The sequence below is a fragment of the Ralstonia sp. 25C genome, assembly GCF_051904805.1.
In the GTDB taxonomy this organism is placed as follows: domain Bacteria; phylum Pseudomonadota; class Gammaproteobacteria; order Burkholderiales; family Burkholderiaceae; genus Ralstonia.
On record NZ_CP196737.1, the window covers coordinates 3,598,872 to 3,617,188 of the forward strand.

Here is an 18,317-nt window from a genome sequence, read left to right on the forward strand (position 1 = left end):
CGGGGGCTACCAGTCCTGGTCCTGGTACGCCCGGTTCCACGGCGTCTGTGGCGCCTTCCACGGGCTGGACCAATGTCAAGATGGGCGGCGGCGGGTACGTGCCGGGGGTGATCTACCACCCGACCGTGGTCAACCTGCGTTATGCGAGAACGGACGTTGCAGGTGCCTATCGCTGGGACAACAGCACCTCCAACTGGGCTGCCATGACCGACGGTTTCAGTCGCCTCGACGGCGGATACGAGGGCGCCGAGAGCTTGGCCGTGGATCCGTCGAATGCCAATGCGGTCTACATGACGACGGGCATGTACGTTTCGTCCGGAAACGGGCGTTTCTATTACTCGTCCAATCAGGGCAACACGTGGAACTACGTGACGCTGCCTTTTCCCGTCGGGTCGAACAACCAGGGCAGGGCGATCGGCGAACGGCTGGTGGTTGACCCTAATCGCCCTTCGACGATGTTCTACGCCTCCCGCACTGCAGGGCTTTGGAAAAGCACGGACTCCGGCATCCATTGGAGCCAGATGAGCTCGCTGTCGTCTTACGTGATGACCTCAACCGATATCTCCAACGCCAACCAGGGGAGCCCCATCGGGGTCGAGTTTGTCGTGCTGGACGCCACCGTTCCGACCACAGGCTTTACGCCCACCGGCAACGCCACCTCAACGATCTACGTAGGTGTGGCGCCTGACTACAAGAGCCTCGCGGGGCTTGGCTCCTACCTCTACAAATCGACCGATGGCGGCGCGACGTGGTCTGGCGTCTCGCTTCCGGCTGCGGTGACTAGCGCCATCGCGAGCAACCAGCTACATATTCCGCATCTGGCCCGCGCGGCTGACGGCGTGCTTTACGTGCCGTTCACGACCGGCTCGGGCCCAGGTAGCGGTACGCCATCGCTCCTTTACAAGTTTGACGGCGGCTCGACGTGGACCAAGCTGATCGCCTCAGGCGAGGGCCAGTACTACGGCGGCATTGGTGGCGTTTCGGTGCAGGGCAGCGGTGCGACGACGAAGATTGCGTTTGGCGTATCCGGCACATGGGGCGACGCAGCATGGGTGCAGGTTGCCATGCGCTCGGCCGATGGCGGGCAGACCTGGACGGAGTTCGGCAGGTCAGGCGACCTGAACGGAACCCACAACTTTCACGACGCATCCGGTACGACGGGGGCTTCCTCGCCACAGTATTGGGGCTGGACGGATGACCTGCAGATCGATCCCTTCAATCCCAATCACGTGTCTTACGTGACCGGCGGCGGCGTATGGTCGACGAGCGATGCGTTTTCCACATCGACACCGCACTGGACTTTCGACGTGAACGGGATCGAGGAGATGATCAACCTCGCGATGGTGGCACCGCCGCCGGGTGCGTCCTATGTACTCGCCAGCGGGCAGGGTGACACCGGCCTGTACGTCCACACGTCGTTGACAGCGGCGGCGACGCGATCTCCGAACCTCGGCGCATCGGCACCCCTGGGGCGGGACGGCAACGGAACGGGCATTGACATGGCCTGGAATCATCCAGCCTACATCGCTGCAGTTGGAACGTTCGGTACATCCAAGGGAGCATATTCGACCGACTCCGGCGTTAGCTGGACAACCTTTGCGAGCGTGCCGACGGTGGCAGCGACCCACTCGGGAGACCAATCCAGCGTGGCGGTGACGGCGGACGGCTCGAACGTGATCTGGGCAATTGCCGGTGCGGTGCCGTACTACACCACCGATAGTGGCTCCACGTGGACTGCCACCAACCTGCCGGCTCCCGCGGTGGCCTATCACATGGCGGCTGACCGGAAGAATCCGCTCAAGGTCTACGCGTATGAGCATGGCGGCAATTGGTGGTACCCCTCCAACTCCGGCAAGTTCCACTACTCAATCGACGGCGGGCACACCTTCAGCGCCAGTTCACAAACCTGGGCGCCCAACGGCTTCAATGTCACGGACTTGGCGGTCAACCCGTTTGCCGAGGGAGATATCTGGCTGGCCGACGCGAACAATCTCTGGCATTCCGTCGATTCTGGAATCACGTGGACGAAGTTGACCGGTATGGCAACGGTGGGCTCGGAACCCACCAACGTACATGGCGCCATCAAGGTAGCCTTGGGTGTGCCTGCGACGGGCGCTGCTTACACAGCGGCCGTCTACCTGGTGGGAACGATCAACGGCAAGGACGCCGTGTATCGCTCCGACGACAAGGGGGCGAACTGGACCCGCATCGATGACGATGCGCACCGGTACGGCGGCGTGTCGAGGATCGTGGCTGACACCACCGTCTACGGCCGGGTGATCATGTCGGGCCGGGGCATGGACTACAACTATTGAGCGGATGGTAGGGGCGTGGTGATTCGGGTGAGCGTTCTCACGCCGGGGCACCGCGCCCGTCGATGACGTATGGCTTGGCAGTCTCGGGGCGCGATGCTTGGCGTCGGCGTCAGAACACCTTGATGATCCGAATCTGCGTGAAGTTCCCGGCCTTGGCGTTGTGTGACGCGACTGTCCGCATGTATTGGAGCGTGACCGCCGCGTCGATACCAGGCACCTTCGTCGTGAAGAAACCGCCGGCATTGACCGTGCGATAACGGCTGGTGCCCCACGGGTTGTTCGAATCGCTCTGGTATTGCTGCACGAAGACGGTGTGCAGCCCGAACACGCCAATCGCGCTCTTGTAGGCCAGTGCGTTTTCCACGCCGATCCAGTTGCCGCTGCGCACGTCGTTGTCGCGGTTTCTCGTGTTGATGCCCCAGGTCAGCTTGACGGCCACCGCGGTGTTGTCGGTCGGCAGATAGCTCGCTTGCACCGCCGGACGGAAGGTGTAGAAGTTGCCGTAGCCGATGTCGGGGCCGGGGTTCGCGTCGTATTTTCCGGTTGGTAGCACCAGTGATGCGCCGGCCAGGACGCGCAGGCGCTCGGAGGTGTAAAGCCAGCCGGCCTGGAGCTCGACGTCGCCGAAGCCTGAAACTTCGCCGGTTTCGCTCGCCGCCTGCGATGCCAGGCCCGCCTGGTATGCAGCGCCAAACTGCGCGTTGGCAGCACTCTGGATGCTGGGCGGTACCAGCGGGCTCCATTGCAGTGCTGGCGTTGTCGCGTTTGCGTGGAATGTCTGCGTCTTGGTGCCATAGGGAACGACGGCACCGAAGGCGAACCGGCCGTCGCCATAGCTGTCCGTGGTCACATAGCCGAGCGCGAGATTCCAGAGCTTGAACGTGCCCGTGCCGTCAACCTGCGCCGTGTTGGCGGCGTAGCGCGGATATAGGGCCGACGGAACCGGAGCCGGCAGCAGTACCGTCCCACCGGGGATGGCTTTGGTCAGCACGTTGCCGTCATCACCGGTGACCTTGTTGACGTCGATGTAGGTGGCGGCGAGCCCCATTGCGAAGCCGGTCCTGTCGGGCGGGCTGAACATTTCGCCGCCTATGCTGCCTGCAATGTTGTAGCGCAATTGAAACCCCTCGGCGGCGTGTGCGCTGGCTGATAACGTGCCGATTGCGGCGGCGGTAAGAATGGCTTGGGTGCGGCTGAACATCGATGTCTCCTGTTTTGTGTTGTCATGGGTACGGCAAAAAAAGGCAAAGCGATGCCCTGCGCTGCCAATGGCGCAATTCAAGGCAAATCAAGGAAAGATGCGGCTGGCTAGCCGCGGATGGCGGAGCTGAAAGCGGTCAGCTTGCTCTGTGTTTGTTCAGCGATCGCGCAACCATTCCGCGAACATTCCGACGGGCTTAACCATGAGCTTGCGGGCTTTCGCCGCGAGTGGCGTGCCATCGTGAATGGCCGCAGGGGCGACCGCTTCATCCGGCTGCGCGTACTTCGGAAACAGGCGGAGTGCATGGCCTCTCTCAATACCGCTGAGCACGGCTTTATCCACGACGTTGCGCTGGAGCGTCTGCACCTGAAGCGAGGTCACCGCCGCCGGCGCGTATGGAAAATCGCTGCCGAAGAGGATGTGGTCCGGTTCCACCAGTTCGCCCAGCGCCGCCAGGGCCATCGGGGAAGGGGAGAGCGCCGTGTCGAAATAAAAGCGGCGCAGATAGGTGAGCAGCCCTTGCGGGATCGCGTCCTGAAAGCTAGGTATGGCATTCAGCAGCGACGCACGCCACGCAACATAAGGCAGGAAGCCGCCGGCGTGCGCCAGTATCCAGCGAATGTGCGGATACCGTTCCGTCACACCGCGCAAGATCAGGTTGAGCGCCGCGCGGCTTGTGTCGCATAGAAACTCCAGCACGAATCCGGGCGCCACAACATCCAGTGTCTTGCTGGAGGGATGCAGATTGGGATGCACGAAGACGATGGCTTGCCGACGGTCTAGCTCAGCCATCAGCTCGTCATAGGCGGGGTCGCCCAGGAAGCGGCCGTCCACGCTGCCCAGCAGCACAATGCCATCGGCGCCAAGCGTGTCCAGTGCATACACGGCTTCGCGGCATGCCTCCTGCGTGAACGGCATCGGCAGCGCGGCAAAGTGCCCAAAGCGCCCCGGGTGTTGTTGCGTCAGCTCGGCGCCATAGTCGTTGCAGGATCGCGCGAGGTCGATGGCCGCGCGCTTGTCGTCAAAGTACACACCGGGCGCTGACAGCGACAGGAGGCTCGTCTGGATACCATTTGCGTCCATCACGTCGATGGAGTGTTGGGGTGTCCAATCCGGAATGCGTGCGCCTGCTTCTTCGGTGATCCCGCGGCGTGCGTTCTCGGCCTTGTACGCGGGCGGGAACAGGTGGTGGTGGACGTCGATCCACCCCTGTGGTGGTGTTTCGCTTCTCGGCTGCGGCGCGGAAACGGCTGCAGCAGCGTTGTTTCGGCCGGCGCCGGGCGGTGATGACGTTCCCATGGGACCTCCAACCAAGACTCAGTGAGACGCCTGTCGCAGCAAGTCGAGCGCGACGTCGACGATCATGTCTTCCTGCCCGCCGACCATCCGGCGTCGCCCCAACTCCACCAGGATATCGACCGTTTTCAGGCCGTACTTCGCCGCAGCCGCTTCGGAGTGGCGCAAGAAGCTGCTGTACACACCGGCGTAACCCAGCGCCAGTGTCTCCCGATCCACCCGCACGGGGCGATCCTGCAAGGGACGGACAATGTCGTCGGCGGCGTCCATGAGCTGGTACAGGTCGCATCCGTGTTGCCAACCCATGCGTTCAGCAGCGGCAATAAAGACTTCGAGCGGCGCGTTGCCTGCGCCAGCGCCCATGCCGGCAAGGCTGGCGTCGATACGGTCGCAGCCTTCTTCCACCGCGACGATGCTGTTGGCGACACCCAGACTCAGGTTGTGATGCGCGTGCATGCCGGTTTCGGTTTCCGGCTTGAGGGTGTCCTTGAATGCTCTGAAGCGCTCTCGCACGGCATTCATGGTCAAGGCGCCGCCAGAATCGACCACATAGCAGCACGTCGCACCGTAGCTTTCCATCTTCTTGGCCTGCTGCGCCAGTTCAACGGGCGTCGTCAGATGGCTCATCATCAGAAAGCCGACGGCTTCCATGCCCAGGTGCCGTGCGTACTCGATGTGCTGGCGCGAAATATCGGCCTCTGTGCAATGCGTTGCCACGCGCACGATGCGCGCGCCGGCCTCGTACGCCGCCTTCAGGTCGTGCACAGTGCCAATGCCGGGCAGCAGCAGTGTGGCAATCTTTGCGCGACGTGTGACACTGGCTACGGCCTCGATCCATTCAATGTCGGTATGCGCTCCGAAGCCATAGTTGAAGCTGCCGCCTTGCAGTCCGTCGCCGTGGGCGACTTCGATGGAATCAACACCGGCGGCATCCAGCGCCGCGGCAATCGTCTTAGCTTGTTCAACGCTGTATTGATGTCGGATCGCATGGCTGCCATCGCGCAGCGTGACATCAGAGATGTAGAGCTTCTTGTTCATGAACTCGTCCTTCATGCCGCTGCTACCGCAAGGGTGTGCCGGGCCATCTTCTCCGCGGTACGCAGCGCGGCGCTGGTCATGATGTCCAGGTTCCCAGCATAGGCGGGCAGGTAGTGTGCTGCGCCCTCGACTTCCAGGAAGATGCTCGTCTTCAGGCCGCTCATGTGGGCGCCCACGCCTGGAATGCGCAGCGGCTGTTCTGGCGAGATGCGATCAAACTGAACGCGTTGCTTGAGCCGATAGCCGGGCACATATTCCTGAACGGCCTGCACGGTCTGTTCAATCGACGTCTCGATGGCATCTTCATCGGCCATTGCGCTCAATGTGTAGACGGTGTCGCGCATGATGAGCGGCGGTTCAGCCGGATTCAAAACAATGATGGCCTTACCCTTTGCAGCACCGCCGACTTGCTCGATGGCCCTCGATGTCGTCTCGGTAAATTCATCGATGTTGGCCCGGGTGCCGGGGCCTGCACTCTTGCTAGCGATGCTGGCGACGATTTCTGCGTAGTGCACCTTAGCCACACGCGAGACCGCCGCCACCATGGGAATGGTGGCCTGTCCGCCGCACGTGACCATGTTGACGTTTGTGGCGGCCAGGTGAGCATCGCCATTGACCACCGGAATGCAGTACGGGCCGATGGCAGCCGGGGTGAGGTCGATCATGCGGATCTGCGGGCGCAGGCTGCCCAGAAACGCGGCGTTGTGTGCGTGCGCTGCTGCCGACGTGGCGTCAAAAACGACGTCGATATTGTCAAAGTGAGACAACCTTGTCAGGCCCTCGACGCCTTCGTGCGTCGTAGCAATCCCGAGCCGCGCCGCGCGCGCCAGACCGTCGGAGGCGGCGTCGATGCCGACCATGGCGGCCATTTCAAGATGGTTGCCGTGGTGTAGGATCTTGATCATGAGATCCGTGCCGATATTGCCGCTGCCGATGATCGCAGCCTTCCATTTGCGTGATGTCATGTCGCTCTCGCTCAGGCCATGCGGCAACTGACGGTGCCCAATGCCGCAATGCGCGCCTGAATGAGGTCGCCCGGCTTCACGGCCACCATGGGCCCAAGGGCGCCCGACAGGATCACCTCGCCAGCGTGCAGACCTTGGCCGCGCTCAGCCATCGTGCGGGCCAGCCAATAGGCGGCGCGAAGCGGGTGCCCCAGACATGCAGAGCCCGTGCCGACCGATACCGTGTCGCCGTCGCGGGTCATGACCATGCCCAGGTCTGCCAGCGCGAGCGTGCCAATCGCCACCGGTTGATCGCCCAGCACATACGCGCCTGAGGAGGCGTTGTCAGCCACGGTGTCAAAGAGGGTGATTTTCCAATCGGCGATGGCGCTGTCCACGATCTCCAGCGCGGGCAGTGCATAGGCCAGGCAGTTCAGGAATTCGCCGTAGGTGGGCGCTGCCGTGGACAGATCGCGCCCGACCACGAACGCAACTTCCGCCTCTACCTTGGGTTGAATCAGGCGCGCAGTCGGAATCTCGGCGCCATCCAGGAATTCCATGTCGTCGAAGAGCACGCCAAAGTCGGGCTGGTCGACGCCGAGTTGCTGTTGGACCGCTTTCGATGTGAGCCCGATCTTCTTGCCGACAATACGGTGGCCGGCATCCAACCGAGCCTGCGTGTTCAGTTCTGCCACGGCATACGCCGCTGCAAGCCCCGATACGGGGTGCGATGCGGAAACCGGCGGAATGGGGATACGGGTGGTGCGTGCTTCGCGCAGGCTTACGGCTGCGCGCTGGATATCTTCGGTCGCGTTCAAGCGGCCTCCTTGGTTGGAATGCAGCGAGATGAATCGAGCGGGCGGGTCTCAGATGTGCGGGCCGTTTGCGTTGCTGCTTCTACCGTGCCCAATGCGAGCTGAAGCTGGTCAATGGCGGCGGCGAGTTTTGCGGCCGGTACCACGGCAAAGACGAAGCGGTCTGGCCTCAGAACGACGACGCTGCGTTTGCGCGCACCGCCTGACTTGAGCCAGTCAAACCACGCGCCGGAAACGTCTTCAAGCTCGACCAAATCCTTCGGCCAGCACTGAGCAACATCGCCATAGGGGCGACCGCCCCAGGGGTACATGACGGCAAACTGCACGCCGCTGCGGTCGCACCACGCTCGGCGGTCGGCGTCGAGAGAAGCACGCGGGTCGGTGTCCGCACCCAATAGGACGAAGTCGCCAGTGAGTACATCGTCCAGCCGACATCGGTAGCCATCCGATGTGCGGACCACAGGCTGCGGCATCAGGGCGCCTTCTGGGCCAGAACGGCGGCGACGCCGCAAACCGAGATAAGCACCGCGTCGATAGACCGGCTTGGGGATGAAGTCCGCGCGCAGGATGAACGCCCCGATCACCGGGAGCCGCAAGACCACGCGGGCGAGCCCGTTGCGTAACGCCGCGATCCACGGGTTGGAGACCGAAACGAAATCCTTTAGTCGCACAGCCTCGCGAATCATTGCGGTGACATGCGGACGCCGCTCGGTCTCGTAGGTGTCCAGCAGACGATCGGAGGCCGTGCCATTGAGTACCGCATGGAGCTTCCAGCCCAGGTTGTGGGCATCGCGCACGCCGGCATTCATGCCCTGTCCGATGAACTGCGGGGTCATGTGGGCGGCGTCCCCTGCCAGGAACACCCGCCGGTCGCGCCACCGATCGGCCACCAGTGCGTTGAACGTATAGACCAGCCTGCGCAGGATGTCGAAGCGATCGACATCGACATATTTGGACAGGTAGTGCCGGACGGTGGCCGGGTCCTCCATGTATTCCTTGGTTTGCCCGGGCGCCAGCATGAATTCGAACCGGTGGTGCCCTTGCGGCTGTACGCAGTTCACGGTCGGGCACGTCGGGTCGGCCACGAATGCGAAGTAGGGCACGTGCCGCAGGCCTTCCAGTCCGTCCTTGGCTTTGATGTCGACCACCAGCCATGGCTCGGGAAACGAGCGGCCAGACATCTTGATGCCGAGCAGCGAACGCACGACGCTGCGGCCGCCGTCTGCACCCACAAGGTAGCGTCCACGGACGATGGCTTCGCCAATCGGCGCGTTGCCTGGGTTCGCTGACGGTGCACCGTTGCCGTAGCCGGTGCCTGCGCAGGCTACGTGGCGCACGTTTACGCCTTCCGCATCCTGTTCGAATCCGACGACCTCTCGTCCACGCAGAATCTGGACATTTGAGTAGTTCGACAAGCCTTCGGCCAGCGTGGTCTCGAGGAACGGCTGATAGAAGAATTGGCTCAGTGCCCAACCGTGCCGCCGGTCGGGATTGAACATGGCGGCTAGGCACGTGCCATCCGCCAGCATCATCTGCACGGGCACATCTTCAAGCATGTCGCTCAATAGACGATCCGCCATGCCGATGGACTGGAAGATGCGCATGCATTCGCCGTCGGTATAGACCGCGCGGGCGTTGCCGTAGAACGCCGGCTCTCGCTCCAGTACGAGCACGTTCACGCCGCGCATGCCGAGGGTGTGGGCGAGCACGAGGCCGGTCGGTCCCAGCCCGGCGATGACAACATCGACGTCTGCAATGCGGCTCATGAGGCGCTCTCCACGGTGAACTCATGGCGAGCGAGCGATAACAGCCCACGGCCAGCGCGGCGCAGGGACATCCCCAGCGTCAGGTTTTCCGGAAAATGCCCCCACAGGCTGATGCCGCGATAGGTCGCCTGCGTCCAGCTGCGCTCGGCGTCTTCGGTGATGACGATCGGGTTCCAGCCGAGTTCGATTTCGAAGCCGGAAGGGGTCTCGACGTAGAAGGAAAGCTCGCGGTCGTTCGGGTGCTGTCCGATCGCATTGGCAATCGGATAGCCGAGCGCGCGGCAACGGCGATAGCCTTCGACCACGTCATCCAGGCTTGCTGTCTGCAGATTCAGGTGATGGATGCTCGTGCGCAGCGGGTCCATCCGCACGCCGCGTGTCGCCGCGATTGCCACCGAGTGATGGCGTTCGTTCAATCGCAAGAACGTGAAATCCATGTTGACGCCGCCCAGCCGGTCTTCAATGCGGTCGGACACACGCGCGTCGAAGATGCGTTCCCAGAATTGCTGCATGGCCTCGGGGGCGCGGGTTGTGATGGCGACGTGGCCCATGCCGGCGTCCCCCGTCAGAAACCCGCTCGCTTTCATCGTCAGCGGCTGCTCCGTCGTGGTGGGCGCCGTGAAGAGCTCGATGGATTGACGCTTCGGTCCCACGCAAGACCAGTATTCCGCCACGCCGCGCAGTGCCGCTTCGCTGCCGCGATGCAGCCTGGGCGCCAGGCCATGCTCGCGCAGCCTCACCAGGGCCCGGCCGAGCGTTTCGTCGTCGTCAACTTCCCAGCCGAGGGCGACCACGTCTTCGGCGTCGCCGTACCGCACGATCAGGCGACGCGCCCGATCGTCCAGGCGCATGGCCAATTCGCCGGGGCCGGTGTGGTCCACGTGCAGCCCGAGTCCGTCGGCGGCGAACTGCTTCCAGGCGTCGGTCCGGGCGGACTCGATGAGGACGTATCCCAGCCGAATGCGGCCAAACAATGTCGTGTTCATGCGAACAGATCCTCCTGCTCGCTGCGCTGCCGCGTCGTCGCCCGATCGGCACGCCTGCCGCAAAGCAGGTCGATCAGCGCGGCGGGGTTGGCTGGAACTGTATTGCCACGCCACGCGACGTGTTGATCTTGCCGAACGATGAGTAGCGCGTGTCGGAACGCCGGGTCATTGGCGGGATAGTGCACGTCCACCATTTCGAGCGGCATGTGGCTGTCCGAGGCCGCCGCAAAAAGCGCCTCCACGTTCACCGACGGATCAAAGCGCAGCAGGGTGTACGCCTGACCGAGCTTGTCGTAGACCGAGACATCGGGCGCAATCCAGAAATGCGGCATGCGGCAACCCGGCACCGTCGATGGCGTGATGCTGCCCATGGTGTACTCAGGCGCCTTCTCGCCGTCGTACGCAACGATCGGAGAGCGCTCGTAGTAGTAGCCAAAGTTCAGCCCTTCAGGGGCGAACTGGGGCACATTGAGCTTGTAGAGTTTGGCCCCCATGACCTTGCGCATGGCGATGCCGGCAGGGTTGTAGCGGGAAGAAAGCGCCTTGGGTGCGGTGCCTTTACCCAGGGTTTCAATGGTCTTGAGCATGCTCTCCATGGCATGCCGAGATACCTGTTCTGTGATGGGCTGCCGTTCTGCCTCGTACGCGTCCAGCATGGCCGCGTCGGCCCAGCCCTGCAGCACATTGGCCAGTAGCCAGGCGATGTTGACGCCGTCGGCAATGCCGGCATTCATGCCATAGCCCGCGAATGGCACCCAGAGATGTGCAGCGTCTCCCGCGAGAAAGACACGCCGGTCACGAAACTGCGATGCCACAAGACGGCGGCCCACCCAGTCTTCGTGATGTATGACGTCGTAAGGGAACGTGGCATCGACACCGAGCAAGTCGCGAATGGACTGGTGCAGATCCAGCGTTTCAAAGTTGCGCTGCCCTTCCGGTAACGAGCGATGCAGCAGCCAGGTGTCGGTGCCGTCGATTGCCACGACCACGCCGCGCACCTTGTCATTCACGATCCAGCTCATCCATGCGGTGCGGCGGCCATCGAACAGCTTGCGCAAGCCCGGCGCGCGAATCAGCGTCGAACGCATGTGCGCCAGTTCCGCATCGCCTTGCAGTCGCACGCCCATAGTCTGGCGGATGGCGCTGCGTCCCCCATCGGCCGCAATGACGTACTTTGCGCGCAAGCTGATCTCGGCCCCGTCCTGGGTTCGGGCCTTGACGTCTACGCCATCGGCATCCTGCGTGTAGCCGAGCACCTCGGTGTCGTAACGTACGGTGATGCCCGGCGTGGCATGCATCCGACGGGCGATGACCGGGTTCGAGTACAACTGGCTGACGCGCACAAAGGGTTCCGGCGTGCGCCAATGCGCGTCGGGAAAGCCCTTGGGAAACGGCTCCAACGCACGCTCGCTGCGTGACGGCAGTGGGATGCGCGTGAGCTCCGGCCCCGTGAGGCTCGTGGAATAGATGACATCCGTTGCGTAGTCGTCAGGCAGCCCCGCCGCGCGCACTTCGTCTGCAATGCCAAAACGACGCAGAATCTCCAGCGTTCGGGATGCCACGGTGTTGCACTTGGCATCGGCCGGTTTGTCGGCCGACTTGGCCTCGATGACGGTGACGTCGATTCCTCGGCTCGCTGCCTCAAGCGCAGCGCACATGCCTACCGGGCCGGCACCGACAACAATGATGGACGTCATGTCAGCCATGCTGGGGCTCCATCTGCTTGCGGGTGAAAGCCGTCACAACAGCGTTGAATTCTTCCGCGCGCTCCCACTGCACCCAGTGGCCGGTGCGGCTGAACAGATATACGTCGCAGTTCGGCATCCGGCGCTGCAGCGATTGCGCACCACTCGGGCGGTTGACGAGGTCTTCCGTACCCCAAAGCACGAGCGTGGGTGTCTGCAACTTCAGCAGACGCGGGTCGCGCGTGAAGTCGATGAGCCGGAATTTGGGAATCCCTTTTGGCCGGACCAATGGGGGCTGCGCCACCACTTCAGGGTCGAGGCTGGCCTGGTAGCGCTGGTCAATCACCGATTCGGGAATGCGGCCCCCCTCGTAGACGAGGTATTGCCGAATGAAGGTGCTGAGCTTGTCTTTGGTCGGGCCTTTCCCGCTGTAGTAGTCCAGCAGGCATTTCAGGCCGGCAGTCGGCAGGCCGCGTGTGGTGTCGATCCCCCCCGGGCCCATCAGCACCAAGCCCGCCACGCGCGTGGGCTGGTCCAGAGCCATGCGCAATGCACATGCGCCGCCCAGCGAGTTGCCCACTACGCAGGCGCGTCGAATCTTCAATACGTCCATCAACGCCAGCATGGCGCGGGCACAGTCGCCAAACGGATCGGTACGGCTCAGCCCCTTAGTGGAACGCCCATACCCGGGCATGTCCGGCACGATCACCCGGAAGTGACGTGCAAGCTCCGCGATATTGCGCTCGTAGTTCGGCACACCGGATGCGCCCGGCCCGCCGCCATGCAGCATGAACAGCGGTGCGCCCGTGCCGGCCTCCGCATAGAAGATGTCCTTGCCGCCCGCGCGCACGGTATGGGTCGTCAGAGGAACTGGGAGGTCAGCAAGATTCATCGATGGACTCCTTGATCGAGTTGCGAATCATCATACTGAGATATGTGTCATTATGACAAGATTCTCGTTTTCCCTAGGTTGGGCTTAGAATTTCGCAAACGACCATCGGAAATCGCCCCATGACAGCCGCCGCCAAGCCAGACCATCGCAGCCGTGTAGCCGCCGAGCGCCGTGAGCGTATGCATGCTCGCCTGGTGGAAAGTGCGTTAGCCGTCTTTGCGGAAAAGGGCGTGGGAGCGAGCGTGATCCAAGACGTCATCGCCGCTGCGGGCGTGTCACAGGGCACGTTCTACAACTACTTCCGCACCAATGAAGAGTTGCTCGTAGCTGTGGCTGAGGAGCTGAGCAACGAGCTCATCAGCCTGATCGAAGCCGAGGTGAAAAAGTATGCGGACCCCGCAGAGCGAATTGCCACGGGCGTGCGCCTGTATCTGTACAAGGCCAGGGCATTTCCGCTGTTTGCACGCTTTATCGTTCAGACCGGCATCCATCTCGCGACGCCGAACAACCTGATCTACGAATACTTGCCGCAGCACCTTGAAGAAGGCTTCGCCACGGGGCGGTTTCGCCGGATTCCGATCGAGATTGCGCTCGATCTCATCAGTGGTCTGGCGCTGGCCACCATCGCACGCTTGATGGCGAACGAGGCAGCGGAGGATCACCCTGAGAGGGTTGTCGCAACGCTACTGAATGCACTTGGAGTGCCTGAGAAGGACGTCAGCCGAATCGCTTTTGCTCCGATACAACCGCTTGCTGTTGCGGAGGATTCGCTCGTAGCGAGAGCGACCGCGCGGGCATTCGCGCAAGCGGAGCCCGCGTAGACGCGCATCAGAACCCGCGCAGCACGCCTTGGCGGTTTGGAGCACGCGGCTGGATGACAGTCTAGTTCTTGATGGGCCAGATTCGATGGTCGTCAGAGCAGAAGGCGCTGCTGCGCAATCCCACCTGGAAAAAAACCCTTGGGTTGTGGCGTGGCCACAAATCCCAAGGGTGGAGACACAACAAGAGACCGCTTACTACGATGAAGTCTTTTCGGGAGACGGCAATCGCTTCATGGAGCGGAGCCAACGCCCGTGACGGACGGACAATGGGTCAGAACTTATGGCGGACTCCGACGGAGACGCCCACCATGGAAGTCTGCCCGTTGCCCAACGAGTAACTGTTGCCCAGTGCCAAGCTGTTGGCGAACCCAATCGACGCTGTATCGAGCATCAATCCAGAGTGCTTCGCGTACGCCGTCGAGATATAAACGTCCGTCCGCTTGGAGAGGTTGTAGTCTGCAATCAGGTTGATCTGCCACGGATTCGGCACGCTCGTGCTGCCATAGGCATTCTTGAGGTTGTCGTACGCAAACTCCAGTGTGGTGCTGAACGCCGGCGTGACCTGATAGATGCCGCCAACCCAGTAGTAGTCATCACGGCCAACCTCAGCGCCGGTCGGGTTCTTGTTTTGTCCCCAGCGGTAGCCACCCATGATGCGAGCCGGGCCAAAGTCGTAGCTAACGGCCACGACGGCTTTCTTGAAGGTTCCGCTGCCGGTTCCAATAGTCGGATTGAACTGGTCGTAAGCCACAGCGGCTGCGAGCGGCCCGCTCATGTAACTGACAGAGGCGCCATAGGCACTATCGCGGCGGAACTGGCCGGGCACCTCGCCGTTGCCGCCAATCGCCGTCCCGTTAGGGGCGACCTGTGGTAACGCCAGACCAGTGCCGAATGACCAATGCGCGATCGTTGTCACCGGACCAAAATTTCCTGTGTACTTGACGGTGTTGTCCTCTCGGAAATTGGCGCCGCTCAGTACCACGATCGGCTCGTACTGCGTTGCGAAGTACGCCGGAACAAAGTTGGCGATGCTGTCGAACAGCGACGTGTACTGCCGGCCTAGCGTCAATTGTCCATATTGAGAGCTCTTGACCCCAACGAACGCCTGCCGGCCGAAGAGGCGCCCGCTTTGTTGCATCGTGCCGGTGTCTTCGTTGAATCCGTTTTCGAGAACGAATAGCCCTTGCAGGCCTGAGCCGAGATCCTCAACCCCACGAATGCCCCAGCGCGACCCAGACAAACCGCCTGAATTCAACCGGACAACCTGGTTTCCTGCGCCGGGGTTGAAAGCATTGGCAGCTGTCGGGACCGCGCCCACATGATTCGCGAACTCGATACTGGCATCCACGACGCCGTACAGGGTCACGCTCGACTGAGACCAAGCGGCCCCCGAACACGTGAGCATTGCAGCCGCGGCAACTCGTTTGAATCTCATTCCTTGTCTCCTCCGTGTGTTTTTTGATATGCACTCAATTATTGATTTTAGTTAAATTGCCATGGTGTCAAATAAGTGCTTACCATTAGAGCAATGGGCTGTGCGCCACGCGCATGCAGCGCGTGGCCATTGAATGCACCTAGACTGTCTTTGCCTTGCTCTTCTTGATTTGGCGCGGCTCCTGTCGCCACGCCTCGACACCATCGAGCGTGATGCGCAGGCCTTCCTCGAACGAGGTTTCCGACGACAGCCGCGAGAACGCCTTGCTGACGAAGTGCGCCCCCGGGTATTGCTTGGCTGAAGCTCCCCCAAGCTTTTCCTCTATGAAGGCTTGGTGGTACGCAGGCAACTGGCGACCGGCTTCCGCCATGCTTGTCGACACCAGATACTGCGCGATCAAGTGGTAGGCGAGCGCGACCTGGTCCGCAGTGAAGCCACCTTGCATGATGGCGGAGGTCATCAGGTTGAAGAACTCCATCCCGTAATCGGTCTCGCCGGGCTCGACATCCTGGAACAGGCGATAGCGATTGTGAGATGCGACATAGAGGCTGATGCCGGGGTTCTCCACTGCAACCTCAAAGCTATTCCGCGCAATGCGTTCGACGTCGCTTCGCCAGTCACCTGTCAGACCGGTGGTGCGCGTCATGCGCATCCGGTAGTACGCGTTCAGAACCCCAGAAACCAGTTTGTCCCGACCACCCAGGTAGTAGTGAATCAATCCAGGCGCTACGCCAAAGTCCTTGGACAACTGGACCATCGAAATCTGGTCCAGTGGCATCGTCTTCGTCAGCTCGATCGCATGCTGCAGAATGGCAACCCGGCTGAGCATCGGCTCGGCTCCAATGGGCGAGTCGCTCTTGGGCGGACGTCCCCGCCCGCGAGGAGCACGTTTGGGTTTCTCGGCAACGGCAACGGACTTGCGAACGGTTGGCATAGGCGAAGGCGATAGTGGCCGGCGGGATTGCTCGCTAAATTGCGACCGTCACAATTCTACCTGCTCGTGCGACCGGTGCATTTACGCTGAAGCTGCCACGGCAGCGCCCGTACTTTCTTGAATACCGGGCCGGCGGTACCTTCCCAGTGACAGCGTCAGCAGGCCCGCTACAAGCAACATGCATGGCATTACCATCAGCGGCACATCGTAGTTGCCGTATCGATCAAACCAGGCACCGAGACCAATCGGGCCGACGACCGCGCCAAATCCGTAGCCGGAGAACGCGATACCGAACAAGGTGCCGAAAGAGCGCAAGCCAAAGTACGAGCGAACGAGATACGAGATCAGATCGCCCTCGGCACCGATTGTCAGGCCAACAAGAGCCGTCGCTATCAGCAGCGTGTTGTAGTCGGCCGTGCCGCGCAGCAAAAAGATGCCAATCGCGCCACCGAAGAAGAACGTACAAGCGACAAATGGCGCATGAATACGGTCAACCAGAATGCCTGTCGCAAGTCGTCCAATCAACAGCCCAATACCGACGGTCGACGCACTGCGGGCTGCCTCCGCTGTACTGAAGCCGCGATCAGCGAACATGGCCGGCAGGTGCGGTCCCAACGAGAGTGTCGAAGCGGATGCGAGCACGAACACCAGCCAGATTGCCCAAAGCTTGTAACTGCGTACTGCTGAGCTGAGTGCAACGCCTTCCGTGCTCTGTGCCGCTTTGGCCGCCGTGCGATGCGCTGGGCGTTGACGCTCGTGCAGCAGTCCGCACGCTGCGAGCGAGAAGACAATTGTTCCGCCACCCAGCACCGCGTAGGCAGTGCGCCATCCGTATGTGGTGACAAGATACTGGGCCGTCATGGGCATCAGCACCGTGCCGGCACCGAGTCCGCACATGGCGATCCCCAAGGCCAGGCCCAAGCGACGGTCAAACCATTGAGGCAGCACCGAGAGATAGCCCAACACCGAGGTGGCAGCGCCGGATACGCCAATGACAATCGAGAGGGCAACCCACAGCGTCTTACTGCCATCCTGCAGTGCCGTGGCTGCCGTGGCCAGACCGAACATCACGGCGGAGATGGCAATGACGCGCCGGATTCCGAAGCGGTCCATAAGCGAGCCGATTAGCGGGCTGACGACCGCCAGGCCAAACATGGAGGCCGCATAGGAAAGCGAGGCCTCCGACCGTCCCCACCCGAACTCAGCCGCAAGCGGTCGAGCAAATACGCCCGCAGTGGCGTTGAACAAGGGCGCGTAGCCGACCAGCATACCTAGCGCGGCACCGAAAACGACGGCGATATAAATCCACTTGCCGGCGGGCGGCAAGACATCATTGGGGCGCTGCATGGGTTGTCTCCTTGGTTATCGAAGCCACTTCTTCGAGCGGCTCGTATCGGAAGCGAATCGTGCGTCAGTTGAGTCCAGCCTGGCTGCCCAGGTAAGCGCCGGCACCCGGCGCCACTGCTGCAATGCCTAGCCGACGCATCATCTGGCGTGCCGTGCAGACAGCCGTTGACGTCACCGGAATGCCCAGTGCCATCTGTGCGTGCTCAACGGCCGGGAACGATGGCATCTGCACACAGGCGGATAGGACGACGGTGTTGACGCCACCCACGTCCAGCCGCTTGACGTCTTCGAGCAACTGCATCGGGTCTCGCTCACCGACGGCCAGGTTGTCGAGGATGGAAAAGTTGATGACGTCCTTGACCTCGATGCCTTCGTCTTCGATATAGGCCACCACGGTGCGTGTCAGATCATCGCTGTACGGGGCGAGCAGCGAGATCTTGCGCGCGCCGAAGTCTTTCAGTTCCTCAACCAGCGCACCGGCAGAGGTCATGATTTCGGGTTGGTAGGGCGCACCTTCTAGCGCCGCGTTCAGCTCGTTGATCGCCTTGCGGTGGTAGCCCTTCCCCATGCACATGGTGGCCACCAGGCACGCGGTGCTCATGACGTTGACGCGCGCGTCCGCAAGTTCCAGCGCGCAGCGCCCCATGTCGCGGTTCATCCGCTCCAGTTCTTCGGCGACGACACGATGCATCCGCACCCGGCTGGAATGAAAGGAAAAACGCTCAGGATGCTCACGCATGCGCCCCGCGAAGATCGCGGGGACTTCGGTTTCCATCGTGATGTTGGAGCTCGGAACAATCTGTCCAATTCTGTAACGCATGATTGGGGAGGGAATGGGGTTC

Annotated in this window: 15 protein-coding genes; 2 read left to right on the forward strand and 13 right to left on the reverse strand. The window is 62.0% G+C overall.

Features of this window, described 5'->3' with window-relative positions; genetic code table 11:
- Nucleotides 1-47: 47 nt before the first annotated feature.
- The gene (locus ACS7SF_RS16865; RefSeq protein ID WP_439890812.1) at nucleotides 48-2,315 is read left to right on the forward strand and encodes a dockerin; all 2,268 of its coding nucleotides are present in this window, start codon (nucleotides 48-50) and stop codon (nucleotides 2,313-2,315) included.
- 109 nt (nucleotides 2,316-2,424) lie between these two features.
- Here ACS7SF_RS16865 and ACS7SF_RS16870 read toward each other — a convergent pair whose 3' ends face one another.
- From ACS7SF_RS16870 to ACS7SF_RS16910, 9 genes are all read right to left on the reverse strand, one after another.
- Nucleotides 2,425-3,516 carry a transporter gene (locus ACS7SF_RS16870; RefSeq protein WP_439890813.1) on the reverse strand — a complete coding sequence of 364 codons (1,092 nt, stop codon included), beginning with the start codon at nucleotides 3,514-3,516 and terminating at the stop codon, nucleotides 2,425-2,427.
- A gap of 156 nt (nucleotides 3,517-3,672) precedes the next feature.
- Nucleotides 3,673-4,815 (reverse strand): amidohydrolase family protein, encoded by a 1,143-nt coding sequence (locus ACS7SF_RS16875; protein ID WP_439890814.1) that lies wholly within the window; start codon nucleotides 4,813-4,815, stop codon nucleotides 3,673-3,675.
- Nucleotides 4,816-4,833: 18 nt separating this feature from the next.
- Nucleotides 4,834-5,850 carry a 4-hydroxy-2-oxovalerate aldolase gene (dmpG, locus tag ACS7SF_RS16880; protein ID WP_439890815.1) on the reverse strand — a complete coding sequence of 339 codons (1,017 nt, stop codon included), beginning with the start codon at nucleotides 5,848-5,850 and terminating at the stop codon, nucleotides 4,834-4,836.
- 11 nt (nucleotides 5,851-5,861) lie between these two features.
- Complete coding sequence (locus tag ACS7SF_RS16885; RefSeq protein ID WP_439890816.1) at nucleotides 5,862-6,815, reverse strand: acetaldehyde dehydrogenase (acetylating); 954 nt, start codon at nucleotides 6,813-6,815, stop codon at nucleotides 5,862-5,864.
- Between the two features lie 11 nt (nucleotides 6,816-6,826).
- Complete coding sequence (locus tag ACS7SF_RS16890) at nucleotides 6,827-7,612, reverse strand: 2-keto-4-pentenoate hydratase (RefSeq protein ID WP_439890817.1); 786 nt, start codon at nucleotides 7,610-7,612, stop codon at nucleotides 6,827-6,829.
- Nucleotides 7,609-9,375: a bifunctional 3-(3-hydroxy-phenyl)propionate/3-hydroxycinnamic acid hydroxylase MhpA gene (mhpA, locus tag ACS7SF_RS16895; RefSeq protein ID WP_439890818.1), complete on the reverse strand. Its 1,767-nt coding sequence runs from the start codon at nucleotides 9,373-9,375 to the stop codon at nucleotides 7,609-7,611. The genes ACS7SF_RS16890 and mhpA overlap by 4 nt, the downstream gene beginning before the upstream one ends.
- Nucleotides 9,372-10,361 carry a VOC family protein gene (locus ACS7SF_RS16900; protein ID WP_439890819.1) on the reverse strand — a complete coding sequence of 330 codons (990 nt, stop codon included), beginning with the start codon at nucleotides 10,359-10,361 and terminating at the stop codon, nucleotides 9,372-9,374. Before ACS7SF_RS16900 ends, mhpA begins: the two co-directional genes overlap by 4 nt.
- Nucleotides 10,358-12,067: an FAD-dependent monooxygenase gene (locus ACS7SF_RS16905; RefSeq protein WP_439890820.1), complete on the reverse strand. Its 1,710-nt coding sequence runs from the start codon at nucleotides 12,065-12,067 to the stop codon at nucleotides 10,358-10,360. The genes ACS7SF_RS16900 and ACS7SF_RS16905 overlap by 4 nt, the downstream gene beginning before the upstream one ends.
- Nucleotides 12,060-12,938, reverse strand: coding sequence for an alpha/beta fold hydrolase (locus tag ACS7SF_RS16910; RefSeq protein WP_439890821.1), 879 nt, complete (start codon nucleotides 12,936-12,938; stop codon nucleotides 12,060-12,062). The genes ACS7SF_RS16905 and ACS7SF_RS16910 overlap by 8 nt, the downstream gene beginning before the upstream one ends.
- A gap of 119 nt (nucleotides 12,939-13,057) precedes the next feature.
- On the opposite strand from ACS7SF_RS16910, the gene ACS7SF_RS16915 reads away from it, so the two are divergent.
- A complete protein-coding gene (locus tag ACS7SF_RS16915; RefSeq protein WP_439890822.1) occupies nucleotides 13,058-13,759 on the forward strand; it encodes a TetR/AcrR family transcriptional regulator in 702 nt (233 codons plus the stop codon).
- Between the two features lie 271 nt (nucleotides 13,760-14,030).
- Here the strand turns inward: ACS7SF_RS16915 and ACS7SF_RS16920 are convergent, their stop codons facing one another.
- The 4 genes from ACS7SF_RS16920 to ACS7SF_RS16935 form a co-directional block, all read right to left on the reverse strand.
- A complete protein-coding gene (locus ACS7SF_RS16920) occupies nucleotides 14,031-15,194 on the reverse strand; it encodes a porin (protein WP_439890823.1) in 1,164 nt (387 codons plus the stop codon).
- A gap of 139 nt (nucleotides 15,195-15,333) precedes the next feature.
- The gene (locus ACS7SF_RS16925) at nucleotides 15,334-16,023 is read right to left on the reverse strand and encodes a TetR/AcrR family transcriptional regulator (RefSeq protein ID WP_439890824.1); all 690 of its coding nucleotides are present in this window, start codon (nucleotides 16,021-16,023) and stop codon (nucleotides 15,334-15,336) included.
- Between the two features lie 186 nt (nucleotides 16,024-16,209).
- Nucleotides 16,210-17,475, reverse strand: a complete 1,266-nt coding sequence (locus ACS7SF_RS16930) for an MFS transporter (protein ID WP_439890825.1) — start codon at nucleotides 17,473-17,475, stop codon at nucleotides 16,210-16,212.
- A gap of 64 nt (nucleotides 17,476-17,539) precedes the next feature.
- On the reverse strand, nucleotides 17,540-18,295 hold the full coding sequence (locus ACS7SF_RS16935) for a maleate cis-trans isomerase family protein (protein ID WP_439890826.1): 756 nt from the start codon (nucleotides 18,293-18,295) through the stop codon (nucleotides 17,540-17,542).
- Between the last annotated feature and the right edge of the window lie 22 nt (nucleotides 18,296-18,317).

Coding starts and splice junctions, on each gene's coding strand:
- mhpA (WP_439890818.1), bottom strand. CDS start 9,375: ATGAGCCGCATTGCAGACGTCGATGTTGTCATCGCCGGGCTGGGACCG.
- ACS7SF_RS16935 (WP_439890826.1), bottom strand. CDS start 18,295: ATGCGTTACAGAATTGGACAGATTGTTCCGAGCTCCAACATCACGATG.
- ACS7SF_RS16915 (WP_439890822.1), top strand. CDS start 13,058: ATGACAGCCGCCGCCAAGCCAGACCATCGCAGCCGTGTAGCCGCCGAG.
- ACS7SF_RS16910 (WP_439890821.1), bottom strand. CDS start 12,938: ATGAATCTTGCTGACCTCCCAGTTCCTCTGACGACCCATACCGTGCGC.
- ACS7SF_RS16925 (WP_439890824.1), bottom strand. CDS start 16,023: ATGCTCAGCCGGGTTGCCATTCTGCAGCATGCGATCGAGCTGACGAAG.
- ACS7SF_RS16875 (WP_439890814.1), bottom strand. CDS start 4,815: ATGGGAACGTCATCACCGCCCGGCGCCGGCCGAAACAACGCTGCTGCA.
- ACS7SF_RS16905 (WP_439890820.1), bottom strand. CDS start 12,067: ATGGCTGACATGACGTCCATCATTGTTGTCGGTGCCGGCCCGGTAGGC.
- ACS7SF_RS16920 (WP_439890823.1), bottom strand. CDS start 15,194: ATGAGATTCAAACGAGTTGCCGCGGCTGCAATGCTCACGTGTTCGGGG.
- ACS7SF_RS16885 (WP_439890816.1), bottom strand. CDS start 6,815: ATGACATCACGCAAATGGAAGGCTGCGATCATCGGCAGCGGCAATATC.
- ACS7SF_RS16870 (WP_439890813.1), bottom strand. CDS start 3,516: ATGTTCAGCCGCACCCAAGCCATTCTTACCGCCGCCGCAATCGGCACG.
- ACS7SF_RS16930 (WP_439890825.1), bottom strand. CDS start 17,475: ATGCAGCGCCCCAATGATGTCTTGCCGCCCGCCGGCAAGTGGATTTAT.
- ACS7SF_RS16900 (WP_439890819.1), bottom strand. CDS start 10,361: ATGAACACGACATTGTTTGGCCGCATTCGGCTGGGATACGTCCTCATC.
- dmpG (WP_439890815.1), bottom strand. CDS start 5,850: ATGAACAAGAAGCTCTACATCTCTGATGTCACGCTGCGCGATGGCAGC.